The sequence below is a fragment of the Lysobacter helvus genome, from assembly GCF_018406645.1.
In the GTDB taxonomy this organism is placed as follows: Bacteria; Pseudomonadota; Gammaproteobacteria; order Xanthomonadales; family Xanthomonadaceae; genus Noviluteimonas; species Noviluteimonas caseinilytica.
This window is the reverse complement of the sequence record NZ_AP024546.1, coordinates 225422-243783: the sequence shown is the minus strand read 5'-3', so window position 1 is coordinate 243783 and position 18362 is coordinate 225422. Positions and strand designations below refer to the sequence as shown.

Below are 18362 nucleotides of genomic sequence, written 5' to 3'. Positions count from 1 at the left end.
CAACCTGCAACGCGAAAGGCGGACCGCGCATGGCATCATGCGCCCCTATGTCCTATCTCGTCCTTGCGCGGAAATGGCGACCGAAGAAGTTCGCTGAACTGGTCGGCCAGGAGCACGTCGTCCGTGCGCTCACCAATGCGCTGGAAAGCGGGCGCGTCCACCATGCGTTCCTGTTCACCGGCACGCGCGGGGTGGGCAAGACCACGATCGCGCGCATCTTCGCCAAGTCGCTGAACTGCGAACGCGGCACGTCGGCCGAACCCTGCGGCGAATGCAATTCGTGCCGCGACATCGACGCCGGCCGCTTCATCGACCTGCTGGAAATCGACGCCGCCAGCAACACCGGCGTGGACGACGTGCGCGAGGTCATCGACAACGCGCAGTACATGCCCAGCCGCGGCCGCGTGAAGGTCTACCTGATCGACGAAGTCCACATGCTCTCGAAGTCGGCGTTCAACGCGCTGCTCAAGACGCTGGAGGAACCGCCGGGCCACGTGAAGTTCCTGCTCGCCACCACCGACCCGCAGAAGCTGCCGGTCACCGTGCTGTCGCGCTGCCTGCAGTTCAACCTCAAGCGCCTCGACGAAGCGCAGATCTCCGGCCAGATCAGCAAGATCCTCGACGCCGAAGGCATCGCGGTGGAGCCGGGCGCCGTGCGCCTGCTCGCGCGCGCCGCCGACGGCAGCCTGCGCGATGGCCTGTCGCTGCTCGACCAGGCGATCGCCTACACCGGCGGCCAGCTCAACGATGCGGGCGTGGCGACGATGCTCGGCACGGTCGATCGCACGCAGGTCGCGGGCATGCTCGATGCGCTCGCCGCGGGCGACGGCGCGCGCCTGCTCGATACGGTGGCCGCGCTCGCGGATTTCTCGCCCGACTGGAACGGCGTGCTCGACGCCCTCGCCGATGCCTTGCATCGCGTGCAGGTGCGCCAGCTCGTGCCGGGCGCGAACGTGGAAGACGACGGCATCGCGGTCGACGTGCTCGCCGAACGGCTGCGTCCCGAACTCGTGCAGCTCTGGTACCAGATGGCGCTCAACGGACGTCGCGATTTGCCGCTGGCGCCGAGCCCGCGCGCAGGCTTCGAAATGTGCGTGTTGCGGATGCTGGCGTTCCGGCCCGGAGAGCAGGGACCGGGGACCGGGGACCAGGGACCGGGGAAGGGTGAAAGCGTGAAGGGACCGGCTGCCGCGCGTGCGGCGTTGGCGGCTGCGCCGACGGCGCGCAAGGAAAGTGCGGCTGCGATCGTGATGCCGCAGGTGTCGGCGCCGCCCGTTGCCCCCGTTCCTGTTGCACCGTCTCCCGTTGCATCGACACCAGTCGCAGCGTCACCTGTTTCCGCGCCGGCACCCGCCGCTGTTCCTGGTCCCCGGTCCCCGGTCCCCGGTCCCGCTGCATCCGCCGCCACCGACGCAAACCTCGACGCCGACACCTGGCCAGACTACGTCGCCCGCTGCCCCCTCGGTGGCCCTGCGCGCGAACTCGCCGCGCATGCCGGCTTCGTGTCCTACGACGATGGCGTGCTGCGCCTGTCGCTGCCCGCCGCCGACGATCACCTGAAGGCCCCGGGCCTGGTGAAACGTTTCGCCGATGCATTGGGCGCCTTGCTCGGCCGCACGCCCGACATCAAGTTCGAAGCCGCGCCTGCCGCGGGCGAAACCCTGCACCAGCGCAGCGCGCGCGAACGCGATGCGCGCCAGGTCGCGGCGGAAACCGCGTTCCTCGCCGATCCCGGCGTGCAGCGCCTGATGACCGGTCGCGGCGCGACGCTCGTGCCCGATTCCATCCGTCCCTTCGACGACGCCTGACGTCGTCGCGTCCCCCAACGAGAGACCCGAGCCATGCGTGGAAACATCGCCCAATTGATGCAACAGGCGCAGAAGATGCAGGAAAACGTGCAGCGCGCCCAGGAAGAAGTCGCGAAGATCGAAGTCACCGGCAGCGCCGGCGGCGGCATGGTCAACGTCACGATCACCGGCCGGATGGAGTGCCGCAAGGTGCGCATCGATCCGAGCGTGCTCACCGATCCGGAGATGGCCGAAGACCTTGTCGTCGCGGCCTTCAACGACGCCGTCAACAAGGTCAACGCCGAATCGCAGGCGCGCATGAGCGTCGCCACCGCGGGCATGCAGTTGCCGCCGGGCATGAAGATGCCGTTCTGACGGCGATCGCGTGAGCCTGCTCGACGACCTCATCGAAGCGTTCCGCGTGCTGCCCGGCGTCGGCCCCAAGTCCGCGCAGCGCATGGCCTACCACGTGCTCGAACGCGAACGCGCCGGCGGCCAGCGCCTGGCCGACGTGCTCGCGCATGCGGTCGAAACCATCCGCCATTGCGAACGCTGCCGCGACTTCAGCGAAACCGATGTCTGCACGATCTGCGCCAGCGCCTCGCGCGACCAGCAACTGCTGTGCGCCGTGGAATCGCCCGCCGATCGCCTCGCGATCGAGCAGGCCACCGGCTATCGCGGCCTGTACTTCGTGCTGCAGGGCCGGCTGAGCCCGCTCGACGGCATCGGCCCGCGCGAACTCGGCCTCGACCTGCTCGACCGGCGCCTCGGCGAAGGCCTGGTGCAGGAACTGATCATCGCCACCAACCCCACCGTCGAAGGCGAAGCGACCGCGCATTACCTCGCGCAGCTCGCGCGCGCGCACCGCGTGCGGCCGAGTCGCCTCGCGCATGGCGTTCCGCTGGGTGGGGAACTGGAATACGTGGACCGCGGCACGCTGTCGCATGCGTTCGGTTCGCGCGGCGAGATGCCCTGAACGGAGGTGCCATGAGCGACGACACGATCTTCCACCGCATCGCGCGCCGCGAGATCCCCGCGGACATCGTCTACGAAGACGACCACGTGTTCGCGTTCCGCGACATCGCGCCGCAGGCGCCGGTGCACGTGCTGTTCGTGCCGAAGGCCACGGTGCCGACGCTGGATGCGGCGACCGCCGACCAGGCCGAACTCGTCGGCCGCCTCGCATTGGCGGCCGCGGCGTACGCGCGCAAGGAAGGCTTCGCCGACGACGGCTACCGCGTGGTGATCAACTGCAACGGCCACGGCGGGCAGACCGTGTTCCAGCTGCACCTGCACTTGCTGGCAGGTGCGCCCCTGGGGCGGTTCGGAACGCCCTCAACTCACCAATAGCCCCACCACGGCCACGGCGCGGGGTAGGTAAGCACGTCCACGCGCTCGCGCACCGGCCACAGGTACACGACCTCGGCGGCCAGGCGCGGGAAGCGATAGTCGTAGCCGCCGATCTTGCGCTGGTCGTAGCCCTCGACGCGGCCGGTGAAGGTGACTTCGCGGTTCACTTCGAACACCGCCGGATCGTAGAAGCCCGTGCGGCACGCGATGAAGCGGCCGCCCACGTCGTCGGTGGCCCAGTAGGGACGGCCGTAGACGTCGAGCCGGGTGGAGATCATTTCGAAGCACGTGCGGTTCTCGTGCGGCTCGGTCTTCACGATGCGGCCGCCCCAGCGCACGACCACGCCGGTGTTGTCCTGCTCGGCGGCCTGGCGCGGGCTGACGTCGGTGAATTCGCCCTGCAGGGGCTGCGGCTGGGTGGCGCAGGCCACCAGCAAGGCGGCGGCCAAGCCCGGGATGAGGGTGCGGAATCTCATGACGCGTCTCCAGGAAAGGAATGCGGTTGGACGGGCTGGCGGTTCACGGTCGCTTGCGATTGCACACGATACGCCGCGCAGGCGGCGTCACGGGCGGTGTTTGTCGAGGTCGCGGAGCAGGGCGTTCAGCCGTTCGCCGGCTTCACGGGCCGGACCATAGCGCCGGCGGCTGAAGCGGGCGCCCAGCGCCACCAGCGCGTCGTCGCCGCCCGCCCGCGCGCGATGCACGCGCTGCGTCCATTCGCTGGCGGGTTCGTGCGGCGCGCGGGCCAGGCCGAGTTTCGCGTAGCGCCTGCCGACGCGATGCCAGGCGCGCAACAGCGGATCGCGTTCGCGCACATCGCGGCTGAGCAGCCAGACCGTGGCGGCGAGGGCGGCGATCGCCACCAGCGAGAACAACAGCAGCAGGCGTTCCGGATCGACCGCATCGAAACCCAGCGGCTGCAGCAGGCGGCGCTGCCGGTCGGCGTTGAAGCCGAGTACGAAGTCGTTCCACGTGCTCACCATCCAGTCGCCCGTGTCGAACATGGGCTGCAGGTTGGCCAGCAGGTCGCCGCTGGCGCGCGCGCGGTCCTGGATGGTGTCGAACACGCGTTCGGGCGCGACCGCGGCGGTCGGATCGATGCGCACCCAGCCGCGTCCCGCCAGCCACACCTCCGCCCACGCGTGCGCATCGGAGCGGCGCACGAGCCAGTAGCCGCCCAGCGTGTTCAATTCGGCGCCGGCGTAACCGGCGACCACGCGCGCAGGAATGCCCGCCGCGCGCATCAGCACGACGAACGACGAACTGAACTGTTCGCAGTAGCCCTTCTTGTCGCGGAACAGGAACTGGTCGATCGCATCGCGCCCGGTGATCGGCACTTCGAGCGTGTAACCGAAGTCGCGCCGGATCCACGACAGCGCGCGGTTCACGATCGCGGCATCGTTCGCGCCCGCGTCCTGGCGCCATTGCCGCGCCAGCGCGATGGTGCGCGGATTGAAGCCTTGCGGCAGTTGCAGCGCCGCGAGTTGCAACGTGCGCGGCAGGTCGGCTTCGAACGTGGCCACCGGTGCAGATTGCATGCGCCAGCGCGTCACCGAATCGAGCGGGCGTTCGACGCGCAAGGCGCGGTCGGACCAGAAGTGCGCGTTGGGCGGGGGCGACAACGGCACGTCGAGCGCGATGAGCTGGCGGCGGTCGGTGGGTTCGAATTCCAGTTCGTAATCCCACGCGGTGCCGGAAGCCCGGACCGGTTGCGCGGTGTAGCTCGACTGCAGCGGCGCGCGCGACCACGTGCGCCCGTCGTACTGCATGAACACCGGGCCGCGGAAATACATGCGGTCGCGCGGCGGCACCGGGCCGAAGAAGCGCACGCGCGCGGCGGGCGTGTCGTCCAGCAGCAAGTCGCTCCAGCGGCCGGGCGTCATGCTGTCGGCCAGGCCCGGGCGCACGTGCGCGCGATCGGGCACGCCCCACAAGGGCGAGGCCAGGCGCGGGAACAACCAGAACGCCGCGAGCGCGAGCGGCAAGCCGAGCAACAGCATCCAGCCGACCGAACGCAGGCGGCGCCACGCCGTGCGCGGCCGGCGCGCGTCGTCCGATTCCACGTCCGACAAGCGTTGCATCGCCGCGAGCACCAGCACGACGGCGAGCAGGCCGAGCACCAGCGACAGCGGTCCCTGGTCGAGCAGGAAGGTGGCGAACGGTGCGAACAACGCAAAGCCGAGCAAACTGCGTGCGTCGCGCAACGTGTTGGTTTCCAGCGGCTTGACCGCCAGCATCGCGGCGAGCATCGCGCAGCCGGTGTCGCGGCCGAAGTTCACGCCCATGGTCGAGAACACGAACGCGCCCAGGCCCAGCGCCGGCACCATGCGCAACCAGCCCGGCAACGGCGGGCGCTGCGACAGGAACGCCATCGCGATCGCGACACCGGTGATCACCAGGGCGAGCGTGGTCGGCACCTGCAGCAACAGCGGTGCGACGCATGCGCCTGCTGCCAGCAGCACGCCCAGGCGCGTGCGCGCATCCAGTCGCGTGCCTGCCATCGCCGGCGTGTTGGCGCGTGCGATCGGTGCGAGGTCGGCCACCGTCGCGTTCATCGGGCCCCCATCCCGCCGGGCAGCAGCGCGAGTGCGCGCAGGCACGCGTGGCGATGCGCGGCACCCTGCGCGGGACCGATCGGCGGATGGCCGGGGACGACGAGGCGATAGCGCCGGCCGTCGCGCTCGGCTTCGTCCACCCAGCGCGCGAGGCGGCGGATGCGCGCTTCCATGTCCAGGCCCGTGATGCGGAACCAATCGAGCACGATGTCCGCCGACAACGGTTGTTCGTATTCGCGCACGAGCAGGCTGCCCAGGCGCGCCGTGGGTTTCCACGCGATCGTGCGCGGCGGGTCGCCGCGGCGGTATGCGCGCAGGTGGTGCACGTCGTCGCCGAGCGGATGCAGGCGAGCAAGCGCGGCTTCGCCGGCGCCGTCGGGCAGGGGCGGGCCGTTGGGTTCGGGCGCGGGATACACGAGCAGCGGTTGTTCGGGCCACACCCACGACCACGCGCGCACCAGGCCCAGCGGACGCGTGGTGGAAATGCGCAGGCGCGGGACGTCGAGCCAGCCGCGGCGCTGCGTGGGCAGCGCGAGTTCGGCTTCGCCCACGCCGTCGTCGAGCGACAGCGTGCCGGTGGCATCGGGGCAATCCACGCGCAGGCCGCGGCGTTCTCGGCCGCGCGAGGGTGCGCGCGCATGCAGGCGCAACAGGATCGGCGCGCCGGCGGGCACGGGATCGGCGCTCACCGCGACGAGGCGCAGGCCGCTCAGCTGCAGGTGCGCGCCGAGCAGGCTGGTCTGCGCCGCGCCGGCGAGCAGCAACATCAGCAGCAGCGCGGGGTTGTTGTTGTAGTTCAGCGCGCCGACGCCCATCGCCACCAGCATCACGCCGAAGAACAGGCCGAAGCGGGTGGGCAGCACGTAGATGCGGCGGCGGTGCAGCTCGACCGGGAAGGGTTCCGGCGTGCGCGGGCGCACGAAGCGCTCCAGGCGTCCGCGCAGCGCGCGCAGGGTTTCGCGCATCTCAGTCGACGGGCACGGCGTGCAGGATGGCGCGCGCGAGCGCGGCGCCGTCGCCGGCATCGGCGTCCGCCACGAGGCGATGCGCGGCGACCGCGGCGAACAACGCCTGCACGTCTTCGGGCACCGCGTGTTCGCGGCCGAGCAGCAACGCGTACGCCCGCGCCGCGCGCAGCAAGGCCAGGCCCGCGCGCGGCGACAGGCCGACGCGCACGCCCGGATGGCGGCGGCTGCGTCCCAGCAGCGCCTGCACGTAGGCGACCAGCGCATCGCCCGCGGGCACGGACGCGGCGGCGGTGCGCAAGGCAAGCACGTCGCCGGTGCCGAGGATCGATTGCGATTGCGCGATCATCGCGCGGCGATCGGTGCCGGCGAGCAGCGCGCGTTCGGCGTCTTCGTTCGGATAGCCGAGGTTGAGGCGCAGCAGGAACCGATCGAGTTGCGAATCCGGCAACGGGTAGGTGCCGGCGAGATCGACGGGATTCTGCGTGGCGATCACGAAGAAGGGATTGGGCAACGCGTGCGTGGTGCCGTCGACGGTGACCTGGTGTTCGGCCATCGCTTCGAGCAGCGCGCTCTGCGTGCGCGGCGGCGCGCGGTTGATTTCGTCGGCCAGCAGCACGTGCGCGAAGATCGGTCCGGGGTGGAACTCGAAGCGTCGGGCTTGTGCATCGAACACCGAGACGCCGAGGATGTCGGCCGGCAACAGATCCGAGGTGAACTGCACGCGCTGGAAGCCCAACCCCAGCGTCGCGGCCATCGCGTGCGCCAGCGTGGTCTTGCCGAGGCCGGGCAGGTCCTCGATCAGCAAATGGCCGTCGGACAGCAACGCGACGAAGGCCAGCCGCACCTCGTGGTTCTTGCCCAGCAGCAGCGTGTTGACCTGGTCCTGCGCATTCGCGAGGGCCTGGCGGAGCGCATCGGGTAGCATCTTCGCGGCCGGGAGTGCGGACATCGGCTTCCTGTCGATCGTGCGGGGCGGGAATGGCAAGGCGGTCTTGCGGTTCGACGGAGTGTACGAGGGCCCGGGTGCATGCGGAACGAAACTGGCGAACAGCCTGCCGGCGGACGGCGGGCCGAGGATCACCTCGCGGGCGACCTGGCGCAGGCGCAGGCGCGCCGGGTGTTCCTGGCGTGTTGGGGGATCGTGGTCCTGCTCAAGCTCGCGATCGTCGCGCGGCTTCCCTTGTTCGTGGACGAAGCCTTCTACTGGCAGGAAGGCCGCCACCTCGCGCTTGCCTATTCCGACCTGCCGGGCCTGACTGCGTGGCTCACGCGGCTGGGCACGGAAGTCGTCGGGTCGAATGCCTTCGGGGTGCGCTGGCCGTTCCTCGTGCTGGCCGCCGCGTTGCCGTGGCTCGTCGTGCGCGTGGCGCGCCTGGGCGCGCGCGTTGGCGATGACGCCGCCGATGCCACGCTGTCCGTGCGCGCGTGGCAGGCCGGCACGCTCGCGGTGCTGCTGCCGCTCGCCGGCACGCTGGGCATGCTCGCGTTGCCGGACGTGCCGCTGGCGTTCGCCACGTTGCTGTGCCTGCATGCGGGTGCGCGCCTGCTGCGCCGCGTGGATGCCGGCGCCGCGCTGGAACTCGCCATCGGCCTGGCGATCGGCGCGCTCAGCCATTACCGCTTCATCGCGGTGATCGGCGTCGGCGCAGTCGCGTTGCTCGCGTTGCCCGCGGGGCGCGTCGTGTTGCGCGACGCCCGCGTGTGGGTCGCGCTCGTGCTCGGTGCGCTCGCATGGGCGCCGCTGCTGCTCTGGAACCTCGGCCACGGCGATGCCGGCCTGCGCTTCCAGCTGGTCGATCGCCATCCCTGGCATTTCCACCTCGACGGCCTGTGGTTCGTCGTCGTGCAGGCGGTGATCACCACGCCGTTGCTGTTCGCCGCGCTCGCACACGCCGGGTGGCGTGGATGGAACGGGCACGGCGCGCCGTCGCCGGTGTTCGCGCGCTACTGCGCGTTGCTCGGTGCGGTGCTGGTGCTCGGGTTCTGCGCGCTCGGCTTCTTCGCCGACGACGAACGCGTGAGTTTCCACTGGCCGCTCGCGGGGTATTTCGCATTGCTGCCGCTGGTGCCGGCGACGCTCGCGCAGTGGCCGCGCGCATGGCGCCGCGCCACGTGGCTGCTGGCGGGCGCGGGGCTGGCGGCGTTGCTCGCGTATTACATCGTGGTGTCGAGCGCGGACATGCGCGCGCGTTTCGCCGCGGCCAAGTGGTATCCGTCGAATTTCGCGGGCTGGGACACGCTGGCCGATGCCGTGCGTTCGAAACGCGCCGGCATGCCGGGCAACACGCGCATCGTCGCGGACAACTTCAAGATCGGTGCGGAACTCGGCTTTGCGCTCGACGATCCGCGCATCGCGGTGCTGCCGCATCCGCTCAACGGCCACCACGGGCGCGCGCCGCAGCTGTCCGTGTGGAACCTGCTGGCGGAAGACCGGAAGCAACTCGGCGCGCAGCCGTTGCTGCTGGTGGTCGGCGCGTCGGAAGTGCGCTATCGCGACCTGCTGTCGCGCTATCACGCGCTCTGCGACCTGGTGGGGCCGTTGCCGAAACCACAGGGCGTGTCGATCGACCACGGGCGGCAACGCTTCCTGCTGTTCGCGATGCCGGCGCAACGCGCGGAAGGGCCGTGCACCACGCCGGCGATGGCCTGGATCGACACGCCGAAGTCCGGGGTGCGCGTGTCGCGCGATTTCGAAGTCGCCGGCTGGGCGTTCAAGGACGGCGTGGGGCTGGCGCGCGTGGAAGTCACGCTCGACGGCCAGGTGATCGGCGTCGCCGACTACGGCCAGGCCGATCCGGGCATCGCTGCGTTCTGGGGCGTGTCGAACGATCCCGCGCATCCCTATGTCGCCTACACCGCGCAGGTGCGCGCGGGTGCGGTGTCGCCCGGCCTGCATTGGCTGGGGCTGCGGTTGATCGGGCGCGACGGCAGCGTCGAGGAATGGCCGCAGCAACCGCTGCGCATCGTCGACTGATCGCGCGGGGCTAGGGCAGCTGGAATCCCGCCGCGCGCAACAGGCGCGCGGTCGCGATCAGCGGCAAGCCGATCAACGCGGTGGGATCCGACGTTTCGATCGCATCGAACAACGTGATGCCGAGGCCTTCGGACTTGAAACTGCCCGCGCAATCGAATGGTTGCTCGGCTGCCACGTAACGTTCGATCTCCGCGCGCGACAGCGGACGGAAGCGCACGCGCGTGGCGTCCACCGCGTCGTGCGCGATGTCGCCGCAACGCACGCTCACCGCGGTGCGGAACACCACGGCGCGCGCGGACATCGCTTCGAGCTGCGCGATCGCGGCATCGCGTCCGCCGGATTTCCCGAGCGGCTGGCCGTCCAGGTCGGCCACCTGGTCCGATCCGATCACCCACGCGCCCGGATGCGCCTGTGCCACGGCGGCCGCCTTCGCCCGTGCCAGGCGCAAGGCCAGGTGGGCGGGGGTTTCGCCGGGGGCGGGGGATTCGTCGACCTCGGGGCGGGCCACGTCGAACGGCAGGCCCAGCCGCGCGAGCAATTCGCGCCGGTACGGCGAGGTGGAGCCGAGGACCAGCTTCACGCCAGCGGCATCGCGCGGGCGCGTTCGATGCGGGCCAGTTGGTCCTCGATGCGGGTGCGGGCGGCGTCGATGGAGGTCCGGACCGTGTCCAGCTCCTCCAGCGTGGCCCGGCTGCCGTGCTGCTGGAGCCACAGCCGCTGGCGGAGCATGGTGCGCAGGGCGTCGCGGACCGGGTCGTCCTCGTCGCCGGCCACGGCCTCGATTTCGGCCCGGGCCGTGCGCAGGCGGGCTTCCAGGGCGTCGGCCGAATCCAGCAGTTCGCGGACCGCCCGCTGGCGGCGGCCGGACTTGCGGCGGACCATGAAGGCGAGGGCCGCCACGACCACCGCAGCGAGGACAAGCAGGAGAGTGGTGGTCACGCAGGATTCCGACGAAAGGTGCGGGGCCAAGTCTGCCGTTGGTTTCCCTGCCGGATCAAGGAGTTCGTCCTCCGCGGGTTTGACAGGCCCCGGGGCCGCGCCTACCATTCCGCGGCTCATGTCCGACGATTCCCCCGAACCCGGGTCTTCAAAGCAGCCCCGGCTTCCGGAGCAGCTGGATGCCTGGCGCATGGTCGCGGCGCGGCGCACCTTCGAAGGCGTGCTGCCGCTGGCGTCCATGCAACGGTTGCGAGGCAGCCTCGCGGACACCGAAGGAAATGCGCACGTCGAGATCGAATTCGACCACGACGCGCTGCGCATTCCCTACATGGAATTGCGGATCGAGGCGAAGTTGCCGCTGACATGCCAGCGCAGCCTGCAGCGGTTCGTGTATCCGGTGCAGATGGTGCAACGGCTCGGGCTGATCCGGGACGAAGCCGAGGAAGAAGCGTTGCCGGAAGGCTACGAGGCGCTGCTGGTCGGGGACGACGGCATGCTGCGGCCCGCGGACGTGGTGGAGGACGAACTCATCCTCGCCGTGCCGGTGGTGCCCGTGTCGCCCGACACCGACCTGGTCGACAGCGACTGGGGCGCGCCGGAAGAAGAAGTGGAGCGCGCCAACCCGTTCGCGGCGTTGTCCGCGCTGAAAGACAAACAGAAGTAAGCAACACCGCAAGACCAACGAACAACTTAGAACCGGAAGCCGGGCAAGCCGCCCGCCTCCGTCCACCGGAGCAAGACCATGGCTGTGCAGAAGTCCCGCGTTTCCCCGTCGAAGAAAGGCATGCGCCGCTCGCACGACGCCCTCACCGCCAAGCAGCTGGCCACCGACCCGACCACGGGCGAAACGCACCTGCGCCACCACGTGACGGCCGACGGTTACTACCGCGGCAAGAAGGTCGTGCCGTCGAAGAACCGCGTCGTCGAAGAGTGACGATCGCGTCCGGCGCGCTTGCGCCGGACATCCGCCGCCGCGCCGGCACCCGGCGCGCCGCGGCCCAGGCAATCAACCAGCTGTCCCCATGCGTGGCCGCGTCGGCCACCGGCCAGGACATTGGCAGGACATCGGCATGACCCAGCAAGTGTTCGCGCGCATCGCCGGTACCGGCAGTTACCTGCCGGAAAAAGTGCTGACCAACGCCGACCTGGCGAAGATCGTCGATACCAGCGATGAGTGGATCGCCACGCGCACCGGCATCCGCGAGCGGCACATCGCCGCGGACGGCCAGACCACGGGCGACCTCGCGTACCACGCCGCCGTGCGCGCGATGGAAGCCGCGGGCGTGCAGGCCTCCGAACTCGATCTCATCGTGCTCGGCACCACCACGCCGGACCTGATCTTCCCGTCCACCGCGTGCCTGGTGCAGAACCGCCTCGGCGCCAACGGCTGCCCGGCGTTCGACGTCAACGCCGCGTGCTGCGGCTTCGTCTACGCGCTCACCATCGCCGACAAGTTCATCCGCTCCGGCGCTGCGCGCACCGTGCTGGTGATCGGTGCGGAAACGCTGACGCGCATGGTCGACTGGACCGATCGCACGACGTGCGTGCTGTTCGGCGACGGCGCGGGTGCGGTGGTGCTGAAGGCCGACACCGAGACCGGCATCCTCAGCACGCACATGCATGCCGACGGCAGCAAGAAGGAATTGCTGTGGGGCCCGGTCGGCGTGTCGGTCGGCTTCAAGCCGGACGAACCCAACTGCGGCGTCAAGATCCACATGAGCGGCAACGACGTGTTCAAGCACGCCGTCAAGGCGCTGGATTCGGTCGTGGAAGAAACGCTCGAGCACAACGGCCTGGATCGCCACGACATCGACTGGCTGATCCCGCACCAGGCCAACCTGCGCATCATCGAAGCCACGGCCAAGCGCCTGGACATGCCGATGGACCGCGTGATCGTCACCGTCGACAAGCACGGCAATACCTCGTCGGGCTCCGTGCCGCTGGCGCTGGACGAAGCCGTGCGCGCCGGGCGCGTGCAGCGCGGCCAGCTGGTGCTGCTGGAAGCCTTCGGCGGCGGTTTCACCTGGGGCTCGGCGCTGCTGCGCTACTGATCCCGCATTCCAGCCTGCAGCGGCGCGCCGGAATCCGCGCGCTACTGCCGAGCTTGCATACGCAGTCGTACAGACGTTGCGCCGCGAACACTCGTATCATCCCGCTCCTTTCGACACGGGCTTGACCGCGTGACCGACCCCCAACTCGCCTTCGTTTTCCCCGGCCAGGGCTCGCAATCGGTGGGCATGCTCGCCGACCTCGCGCAGCGCCATGCCGGCGTGCAGTCGGCGTTCGCCGAAGCGTCCGATGGCGCAGGCGTCGACCTGTGGGCGCTCTCGCAGCAGGGTCCGGAAGACCAGCTCAACAAGACCGAGTTCACGCAGCCCGCGCTGCTCGCCGCGGGCGTCGCCGCATGGCGCGCGTGGAAGGCCGAAGGCGGTGCGCAGCCCGCGTTGTTCGCCGGCCACAGCCTCGGCGAATACGCCGCGCTCGTCGCCGCCGGCGCGCTGTCGCTGCACGACGGCGCGAAGCTCGTGCGCTTGCGCGGCCAGCTCATGCAGGACGCCGCACCCGCCGGCACCGGTGCGATGGCCGCCGTGCTCGGTGCCGAAGACGCGCTGGTGCTCGACGTCTGCAAGGAAGCCTCGGGCGACGAGATCGTCGTGCCCGCCAATTTCAATTCGCCGGGCCAGATCGTCATCGGCGGCCATGCCGCCGCGGTGGATCGCGCGCTCGCGCTGCTCGCCGAACGCGGCGTGCGCAAGGCGGTGAAGCTCGCCGTCAGCGTGCCGTCGCACACGCCGCTGATGCGCGAAGCCGCCAATCGCCTCGCCGAAGCGATGCACGACCTCGCATGGTCCGCGCCCGATCGCCCGGTGGTGCAGAACGTCGACGCCGAAGTGCACGACAGCGTGCAATCGATCCGCGACGCGCTCGTGCGCCAGTTGTACCTGCCCGTGCAGTGGACCGGCTGCGTGCAGGCGCTGTCCGCGCGCGGCGCCACGCGCATCGCCGAATGCGGCCCGGGCAAGGTGCTCACGGGCCTGGTGAAGCGCATCGACAAGTCCCTGGATGCGCGCGCCCTCGGCACGCAGGCCGACATGGAATCCGCGCGCACCGAATGGAGCCACGCATGAGCGAACAGATCCTCAAGGGCGAAGTCGCCCTCGTCACCGGCGCCAGCCGCGGCATCGGCGCGGCGATCGCGGACGAGCTTGCGTCGCTCGGCGCCACCGTGATCGGCACGGCCACCACCGACGCCGGCGCGCAGGCGATCGGCGAACGCCTGGCAGCGCACGGCGGCCACGGCCGCATGCTCAACGTCACCGACGGCGCGGCGATCGAAACGCTGATCGACGGCATCGCGAAAGAGTTCGGCGGCGTCTCCATCCTCGTCAACAACGCCGGCATCACGCGCGACAACCTGCTGATGCGGATGAAGGAAGAAGACTGGCAGGCCATCCTCGACACCAACCTGTCGAGCGTGTTCCGCACGTCCAAGGCCGTGATGCGCGGGATGATGAAGGCGCGCAAGGGCCGCATCATCAACATCGCCTCGGTCATCGGCGTCACCGGCAATGCGGGGCAGGCCAACTACGCCGCCGCCAAGGCCGGCATCATCGCTTTCAGCAAGTCGCTGGCGAAGGAAATCGGCAGCCGCGGCATCACCGTGAACGTGGTGGCCCCGGGCTTCATCGCCACCGACATGACCCGCGACCTGCCCGAGGACGCCAAGGCCGCCCTGGTCGGCCAGATCGCGCTGGGCCGCCTCGGCGAACCGGCCGACATCGCCCGCGCCGTGGCCTTCCTGGCCGGCCCGGCCGCTGCCTACATCACCGGCGAAACCCTGCACGTCAACGGCGGCATGTACATGCCTTGACCACCCGGCGCCCCGGGCCTTCACGCCCTGGCCGCCGATGCCCCGCCACCCCTGTTTCCACTACACTACCCGCCTGAACAGACTCCGGGAGGAGCGCAATCCATGAGCAGCATCGAAGAACGCGTCAAGAAGATCGTGATCGAACAGCTTGGCGTCAAGGAAGAAGAAGTGACCAACAGCGCTTCGTTCGTCGACGATCTCGGCGCCGACTCGCTCGACACCGTCGAACTGGTGATGGCCCTCGAAGAAGAGTTCGAGTGCGAGATCCCGGACGAAGAGGCCGAGAAGATCACCTCGGTGCAGCAGGCGATCGACTACATCAAGGCGCACGTCAAGGCCTGATCCGGCCAAGGCGTCGCAAACCACGGGGCCGCACATGCGGCCCTGTGCGTTTACGGCAAAGCAATCAGTAAGGAGCGTCTATGCGTCGCGTCGTCGTAACGGGAATGGGCATCGTCTCGCCGCTGGGCAACGACCTGGCGAGCACGTGGGACGGCATCGTCAACGGGCGTTCGGGCATCGGCCCGATCACGCATTTCGATGCGTCCACCCTCACCACGCGCATCGCCGGTGAAGTGCGCGACTTCGACATCTCCCGCTGGGTGGGGCCGAAGGACGCGCGCAAAATGGATGAGTTCATCCACTACGGCGTGGCCGCCTCGCTGATGGCGCTGGAAGACTCCGGCATCGTCGTCGACGATTCGAACGCCGAACGCATCGGCGCGCTGATCGGCTCCGGCATCGGCGGCCTGCTCGGCATCGAAGAACAGACGATCAAGGCGCACGAAACCAGCCTGCGCAAGATCTCGCCGTTCTACGTGCCCAGCACGATCATCAACATGGTCCCGGGCCAGGTGTCGCTGATCACCGGCGCGAAGGGCCCCAATTTCTCCGCGGTCTCCGCCTGCGCCACGTCCAACCATTCCATCGGCATGGCGATGCGGCTCATCCAGTACGGCGACGCCGACATGATGTTCGCCGGCGGCGCCGAACGCGGCAGCACCCCCACGTCCGTCGGCGGCTTCTGCTCGATGAAGGCGATGTCAACGCGCAACGACGACCCGACGCGCGCCTCGCGCCCGTGGGACGCCGCGCGCGACGGCTTCGTGCTCGGCGACGGCGCGGGCATCCTGATGCTCGAGGAATACGAACACGCGAAGAAGCGCGGCGCGCGCATCTATTGCGAGCTCGCCGGCTTCGGCGCCAGTTCCGATGCGTTCCACATGACGGCCCCGAGCGAGGACGGCGACGGCCCCGCGCGCTGCATGGCGGCGGCGTTCAAGGACGCGAAGATCAACGCCGACCAGATCGGTTACCTCAACGCGCACGGCACCTCCACGCCGCTGGGCGACGTCGCCGAAACGCTGGCGATCAAGCGCGCGCTGGGCGACCACGCGTACAAGACGATGGTCAGCTCCACCAAGTCGATGACGGGCCATCTGCTCGGCGCGGCGGGCGGCGCGGAAGCGATCTTCTCCGTGCTCGCGCTGCACCACGGCATCATCCCGCCGACGATCAACCTGGAAAACCCGGGCGAAGGCTGCGACCTGGACTACGTGCCCAACACGGCGCGCCAGCACCAGGTGGACGTCGCCGTGTCGAACGGCTTCGGTTTCGGCGGCACCAACGGGACGCTCGTGTTCCGTCGGATCTGATCGACATTTGCTGATCCCAACTCGCTGAGAGGCGGCTGCGTGCTCGTCACCCGACCGCTGGATCCCGCGCTCGACCTGCTCGCGCTGCACCGGCTGGCGCCCACGCGCTATCCGGTGCTGCTCGAATCCAGCGCGCACGGCACGGCGCAAGGGCGCTGGGACCTGTTGCTCGCGACCGATGGCGGCGTGTTGCGCCTGGATCCCGACGGCGTCGTGCGCGACGAGCACGGACAGGCCCATCCCGGCGGTTTCCTCGACGCGCTCGATCGCGCCTGGTCCGCGTTGCACCTGCCGCGCGAAGAACCGCGCTGGCCGTTCCGCGGCGGCTGGGCCTTGTGCCTGGCGTACGAACTGGCGGGCGAAGTCGAACAGGTGCTCCACTTGCCGACGGCGCCGGGCGCCATGCCCGTCGCATGCGCGTTGCGTTGCCCCGCCGCGATCCTGCGCGACCACGCCACCGGCGAATGCGTGGCGATCGCCGAATCCGGCCACGCCGCGTGGCTCGACCAGATTGCCGACGACATCGCGGCGACCAGCGCGTTGCCGCCGTTGCCCGAATGGCGCGCGCCGACGTCGCTCGACGAAGACGCCGCCGAACGCTTCACCGATGGTGTCGTGCGCGTGCTCGGGCACCTCGCCGCCGGCGACGTCTTCCAGGCGAACCTGTCGCGCGGTTGGCGCGCCACGTTCGATGCACCGCTCGCGCCCGCCGCGTTGCATGCACGGTTGCGCGCGGCCAATCCCGCACCGTTCGCCGGCCTGTTCGCGGGCGACGGCTGGGCGGTGGTGAGTTCCTCGCCCGAACGCCTCGTCTCGATCCGCGGCGACGCCGTTGAAACGCGCCCCATCGCCGGCACGCGCCCGCGCACGCCGGGCGACGACGATGCCGAACGCATCCGCGAACTCGTCGGCCACCCGAAGGAACGCGCCGAGCACGTGATGCTGATCGACCTCGAACGCAACGACCTCGGCCGCGTGTGCGTGGCGGGCAGCGTGGAAGTCGACGAACTGATGACGGTGGAAAGCTACGCGCACGTGCACCACATCGTGAGCAACGTGCGCGGGCGCCTGACGCCCGACGCCACGCCCGGCGCCGTGATCCGCGCGGTGTTCCCCGGCGGCACGATCACCGGCTGCCCGAAAGTGCGCTGCATGCAGATCATCGCCGCGCTGGAAGGGCAGGGGCGCGGCGCGTACACCGGTGCGTTCGGCTGGCTCAACCGCGACGGCGACCTCGACCTCAACATCCTGATCCGCAGCGCGGCGCTGGAAGGCGACACGCTGCGCTTCCGCACCGGGGCGGGCATCGTGATCGACTCCGATCCGCAGCGCGAACTCGACGAAACGCGCGCGAAGGCCCGCGGCCTGCTGCGCGCGCTGGGCGCGGGCGAATGAGCGCGACGCGCGAAGCGCTGTTCGAAGGCGCAACGCGCATCGACGCGTGGCCCGGCGACGCGCGCGCCACCGCGTACGGCGACGGCCTGTTCGAAACGATGCGCGTGCATCGCGGCGTCGTGCCGTGGGCCGACGCGCATCGCGCGCGTCTCGAAGCGGGTGCGAAACGGCTCGGCCTCTCGCTGCCTGCGCGCGAATCGGTGGACGCTGCCGCTGCCGGATTGTTCGACGACGGCGGGGACGGTGTCCTGAAACTGCTCGTCTCGCGCGGCGGCGGCGGACGCGGCTATGCGCCGATCGCGGACACCGCGCCGTTGTGGCGCCTCTCGCGCCATGCATTGCCGGCGCCCGCGCGGGCCGGGGGACTCGTCCTGCGTTGGTGCGACCTGCGCCTGTCGGCGCAGCCGGCGCTGGCGGGAATGAAGCACTGCAATCGCCTGGAGCAGGTACTCGCGCGCGCCGAATGGCAGGACGCCGGCATCGACGAAGGCCTGCTGTGCGATGTGGACGGCCACGTGATCGGTGCGACGTCGGCCAACGTGTTCGTGCTGCACGGGACGCGCTGGACCACGCCGGCCCTGGACCGCTGCGGCGTGGCGGGCGTGTGCCGCGCGTTCGTGCTCGGCGCCACCGGCGCGGTGGAGGCCCGGGTGTCGCCGGAGGATATCGGGACTGCCGACGCCGTCCTGCTGTGCAACGCGGTGCGCGGTATTCTCCCGGTCGCCCGGCTGGACGCGCGCGCATGGGCGATGCACCCCGCGGTCGCGGGCCTGCAACGCGACCTGGCGCGCGCGCATCCGGCCTTCCCGTTGCCACAGGAGCTTGCGTGAGCACATCGCGTCGACGATCGCGCCGCGGTCGCAACAAG

Annotated in this window: 20 protein-coding genes; 14 read left to right on the top strand and 6 right to left on the bottom strand. The window is 70.1% G+C overall.

Annotated features, from left to right (window positions below; translation table 11 throughout):
• The first annotated feature begins 47 nt into the window (after positions 1 to 47).
• The 4 genes from dnaX to LYSHEL_RS01245 are packed head-to-tail and all read left to right on the top strand — an operon-like array spanning position 48 to position 3137.
• On the top strand, positions 48 to 1808 hold the full coding sequence (gene dnaX, locus LYSHEL_RS01260; protein ID WP_213435245.1) for a DNA polymerase III subunit gamma/tau: 1761 nt from the start codon (positions 48 to 50) through the stop codon (positions 1806 to 1808).
• Positions 1809 to 1841: 33 nt separating this feature from the next.
• Positions 1842 to 2162 carry a YbaB/EbfC family nucleoid-associated protein gene (locus LYSHEL_RS01255; RefSeq protein WP_213435244.1) on the top strand — a complete coding sequence of 107 codons (321 nt, stop codon included), beginning with the start codon at positions 1842 to 1844 and terminating at the stop codon, positions 2160 to 2162.
• Positions 2163 to 2172: 10 nt separating this feature from the next.
• Positions 2173 to 2763: a recombination mediator RecR gene (recR, locus tag LYSHEL_RS01250; protein ID WP_213435243.1), complete on the top strand. Its 591-nt coding sequence runs from the start codon at positions 2173 to 2175 to the stop codon at positions 2761 to 2763.
• 11 nt (positions 2764 to 2774) lie between these two features.
• Complete coding sequence (locus LYSHEL_RS01245) at positions 2775 to 3137, top strand: histidine triad nucleotide-binding protein (RefSeq protein WP_213435242.1); 363 nt, start codon at positions 2775 to 2777, stop codon at positions 3135 to 3137.
• On the opposite strand, the gene LYSHEL_RS01240 is transcribed toward LYSHEL_RS01245, so the two are convergent.
• The 4 genes from LYSHEL_RS01240 to LYSHEL_RS01225 form a co-directional block, all read right to left on the bottom strand.
• A complete protein-coding gene (locus tag LYSHEL_RS01240; protein ID WP_213435241.1) occupies positions 3128 to 3613 on the bottom strand; it encodes a Slp family lipoprotein in 486 nt (161 codons plus the stop codon). The genes LYSHEL_RS01245 and LYSHEL_RS01240 overlap by 10 nt on opposite strands.
• 87 nt (positions 3614 to 3700) lie before the next feature.
• Positions 3701 to 5638: a transglutaminase TgpA family protein gene (locus tag LYSHEL_RS01235; RefSeq protein ID WP_213437476.1), complete on the bottom strand. Its 1938-nt coding sequence runs from the start codon at positions 5636 to 5638 to the stop codon at positions 3701 to 3703.
• 50 nt (positions 5639 to 5688) lie between these two features.
• Positions 5689 to 6657 (bottom strand): DUF58 domain-containing protein, encoded by a 969-nt coding sequence (locus tag LYSHEL_RS01230; protein ID WP_213435240.1) that lies wholly within the window; start codon positions 6655 to 6657, stop codon positions 5689 to 5691.
• A 1-nt stretch (position 6658) separates the two neighbouring features.
• Positions 6659 to 7609 carry an AAA family ATPase gene (locus LYSHEL_RS01225; protein WP_213435239.1) on the bottom strand — a complete coding sequence of 317 codons (951 nt, stop codon included), beginning with the start codon at positions 7607 to 7609 and terminating at the stop codon, positions 6659 to 6661.
• Between the two features lie 78 nt (positions 7610 to 7687).
• Here LYSHEL_RS01225 and LYSHEL_RS01220 point away from each other — a divergent pair, with 78 nt between their 5' ends.
• Complete coding sequence (locus LYSHEL_RS01220) at positions 7688 to 9634, top strand: ArnT family glycosyltransferase (RefSeq protein ID WP_213435238.1); 1947 nt, start codon at positions 7688 to 7690, stop codon at positions 9632 to 9634.
• 10 nt (positions 9635 to 9644) lie between these two features.
• Here LYSHEL_RS01220 and LYSHEL_RS01215 read toward each other — a convergent pair whose 3' ends face one another.
• Both LYSHEL_RS01215 and LYSHEL_RS01210 read right to left on the bottom strand, forming a co-directional pair.
• On the bottom strand, positions 9645 to 10214 hold the full coding sequence (locus LYSHEL_RS01215) for a Maf family protein (RefSeq protein WP_213435237.1): 570 nt from the start codon (positions 10212 to 10214) through the stop codon (positions 9645 to 9647).
• Positions 10211 to 10573 (bottom strand): hypothetical protein, encoded by a 363-nt coding sequence (locus tag LYSHEL_RS01210; RefSeq protein WP_213435236.1) that lies wholly within the window; start codon positions 10571 to 10573, stop codon positions 10211 to 10213. The genes LYSHEL_RS01215 and LYSHEL_RS01210 overlap by 4 nt, the downstream gene beginning before the upstream one ends.
• Before the next feature lie 118 nt (positions 10574 to 10691).
• Between LYSHEL_RS01210 and LYSHEL_RS01205 the strand changes: the two genes are divergently transcribed.
• The 9 genes from LYSHEL_RS01205 to pabC all read left to right on the top strand — a co-directional run bounded on the left by LYSHEL_RS01205 (position 10692) and on the right by pabC (position 18324).
• Positions 10692 to 11237, top strand: coding sequence for a YceD family protein (locus LYSHEL_RS01205; protein ID WP_213435235.1), 546 nt, complete (start codon positions 10692 to 10694; stop codon positions 11235 to 11237).
• 78 nt (positions 11238 to 11315) lie between these two features.
• Positions 11316 to 11507, top strand: a complete 192-nt coding sequence (rpmF, locus tag LYSHEL_RS01200; protein ID WP_213435234.1) for a 50S ribosomal protein L32 — start codon at positions 11316 to 11318, stop codon at positions 11505 to 11507.
• A gap of 136 nt (positions 11508 to 11643) precedes the next feature.
• Positions 11644 to 12624, top strand: coding sequence for a beta-ketoacyl-ACP synthase III (locus tag LYSHEL_RS01195; protein ID WP_213435233.1), 981 nt, complete (start codon positions 11644 to 11646; stop codon positions 12622 to 12624).
• 129 nt (positions 12625 to 12753) lie between these two features.
• Positions 12754 to 13701: an ACP S-malonyltransferase gene (gene fabD / locus LYSHEL_RS01190; protein WP_213435232.1), complete on the top strand. Its 948-nt coding sequence runs from the start codon at positions 12754 to 12756 to the stop codon at positions 13699 to 13701.
• Positions 13698 to 14444, top strand: coding sequence for a 3-oxoacyl-ACP reductase FabG (gene fabG, locus LYSHEL_RS01185; protein ID WP_213435231.1), 747 nt, complete (start codon positions 13698 to 13700; stop codon positions 14442 to 14444). The genes fabD and fabG overlap by 4 nt, the downstream gene beginning before the upstream one ends.
• A gap of 102 nt (positions 14445 to 14546) precedes the next feature.
• On the top strand, positions 14547 to 14786 hold the full coding sequence (gene acpP, locus LYSHEL_RS01180; protein WP_036169052.1) for an acyl carrier protein: 240 nt from the start codon (positions 14547 to 14549) through the stop codon (positions 14784 to 14786).
• Positions 14787 to 14866: 80 nt separating this feature from the next.
• The gene (gene fabF, locus LYSHEL_RS01175; RefSeq protein WP_213435230.1) at positions 14867 to 16099 is read left to right on the top strand and encodes a beta-ketoacyl-ACP synthase II; all 1233 of its coding nucleotides are present in this window, start codon (positions 14867 to 14869) and stop codon (positions 16097 to 16099) included.
• A gap of 39 nt (positions 16100 to 16138) precedes the next feature.
• A complete protein-coding gene (locus LYSHEL_RS01170) occupies positions 16139 to 17494 on the top strand; it encodes an aminodeoxychorismate synthase component I (RefSeq protein WP_213435229.1) in 1356 nt (451 codons plus the stop codon).
• Entirely contained in the window at positions 17491 to 18324 is an 834-nt protein-coding gene (pabC, locus tag LYSHEL_RS01165; protein WP_213435228.1) for an aminodeoxychorismate lyase, read from the top strand. Before LYSHEL_RS01170 ends, pabC begins: the two co-directional genes overlap by 4 nt.
• The last annotated feature ends 38 nt before the right edge of the window (positions 18325 to 18362 follow it).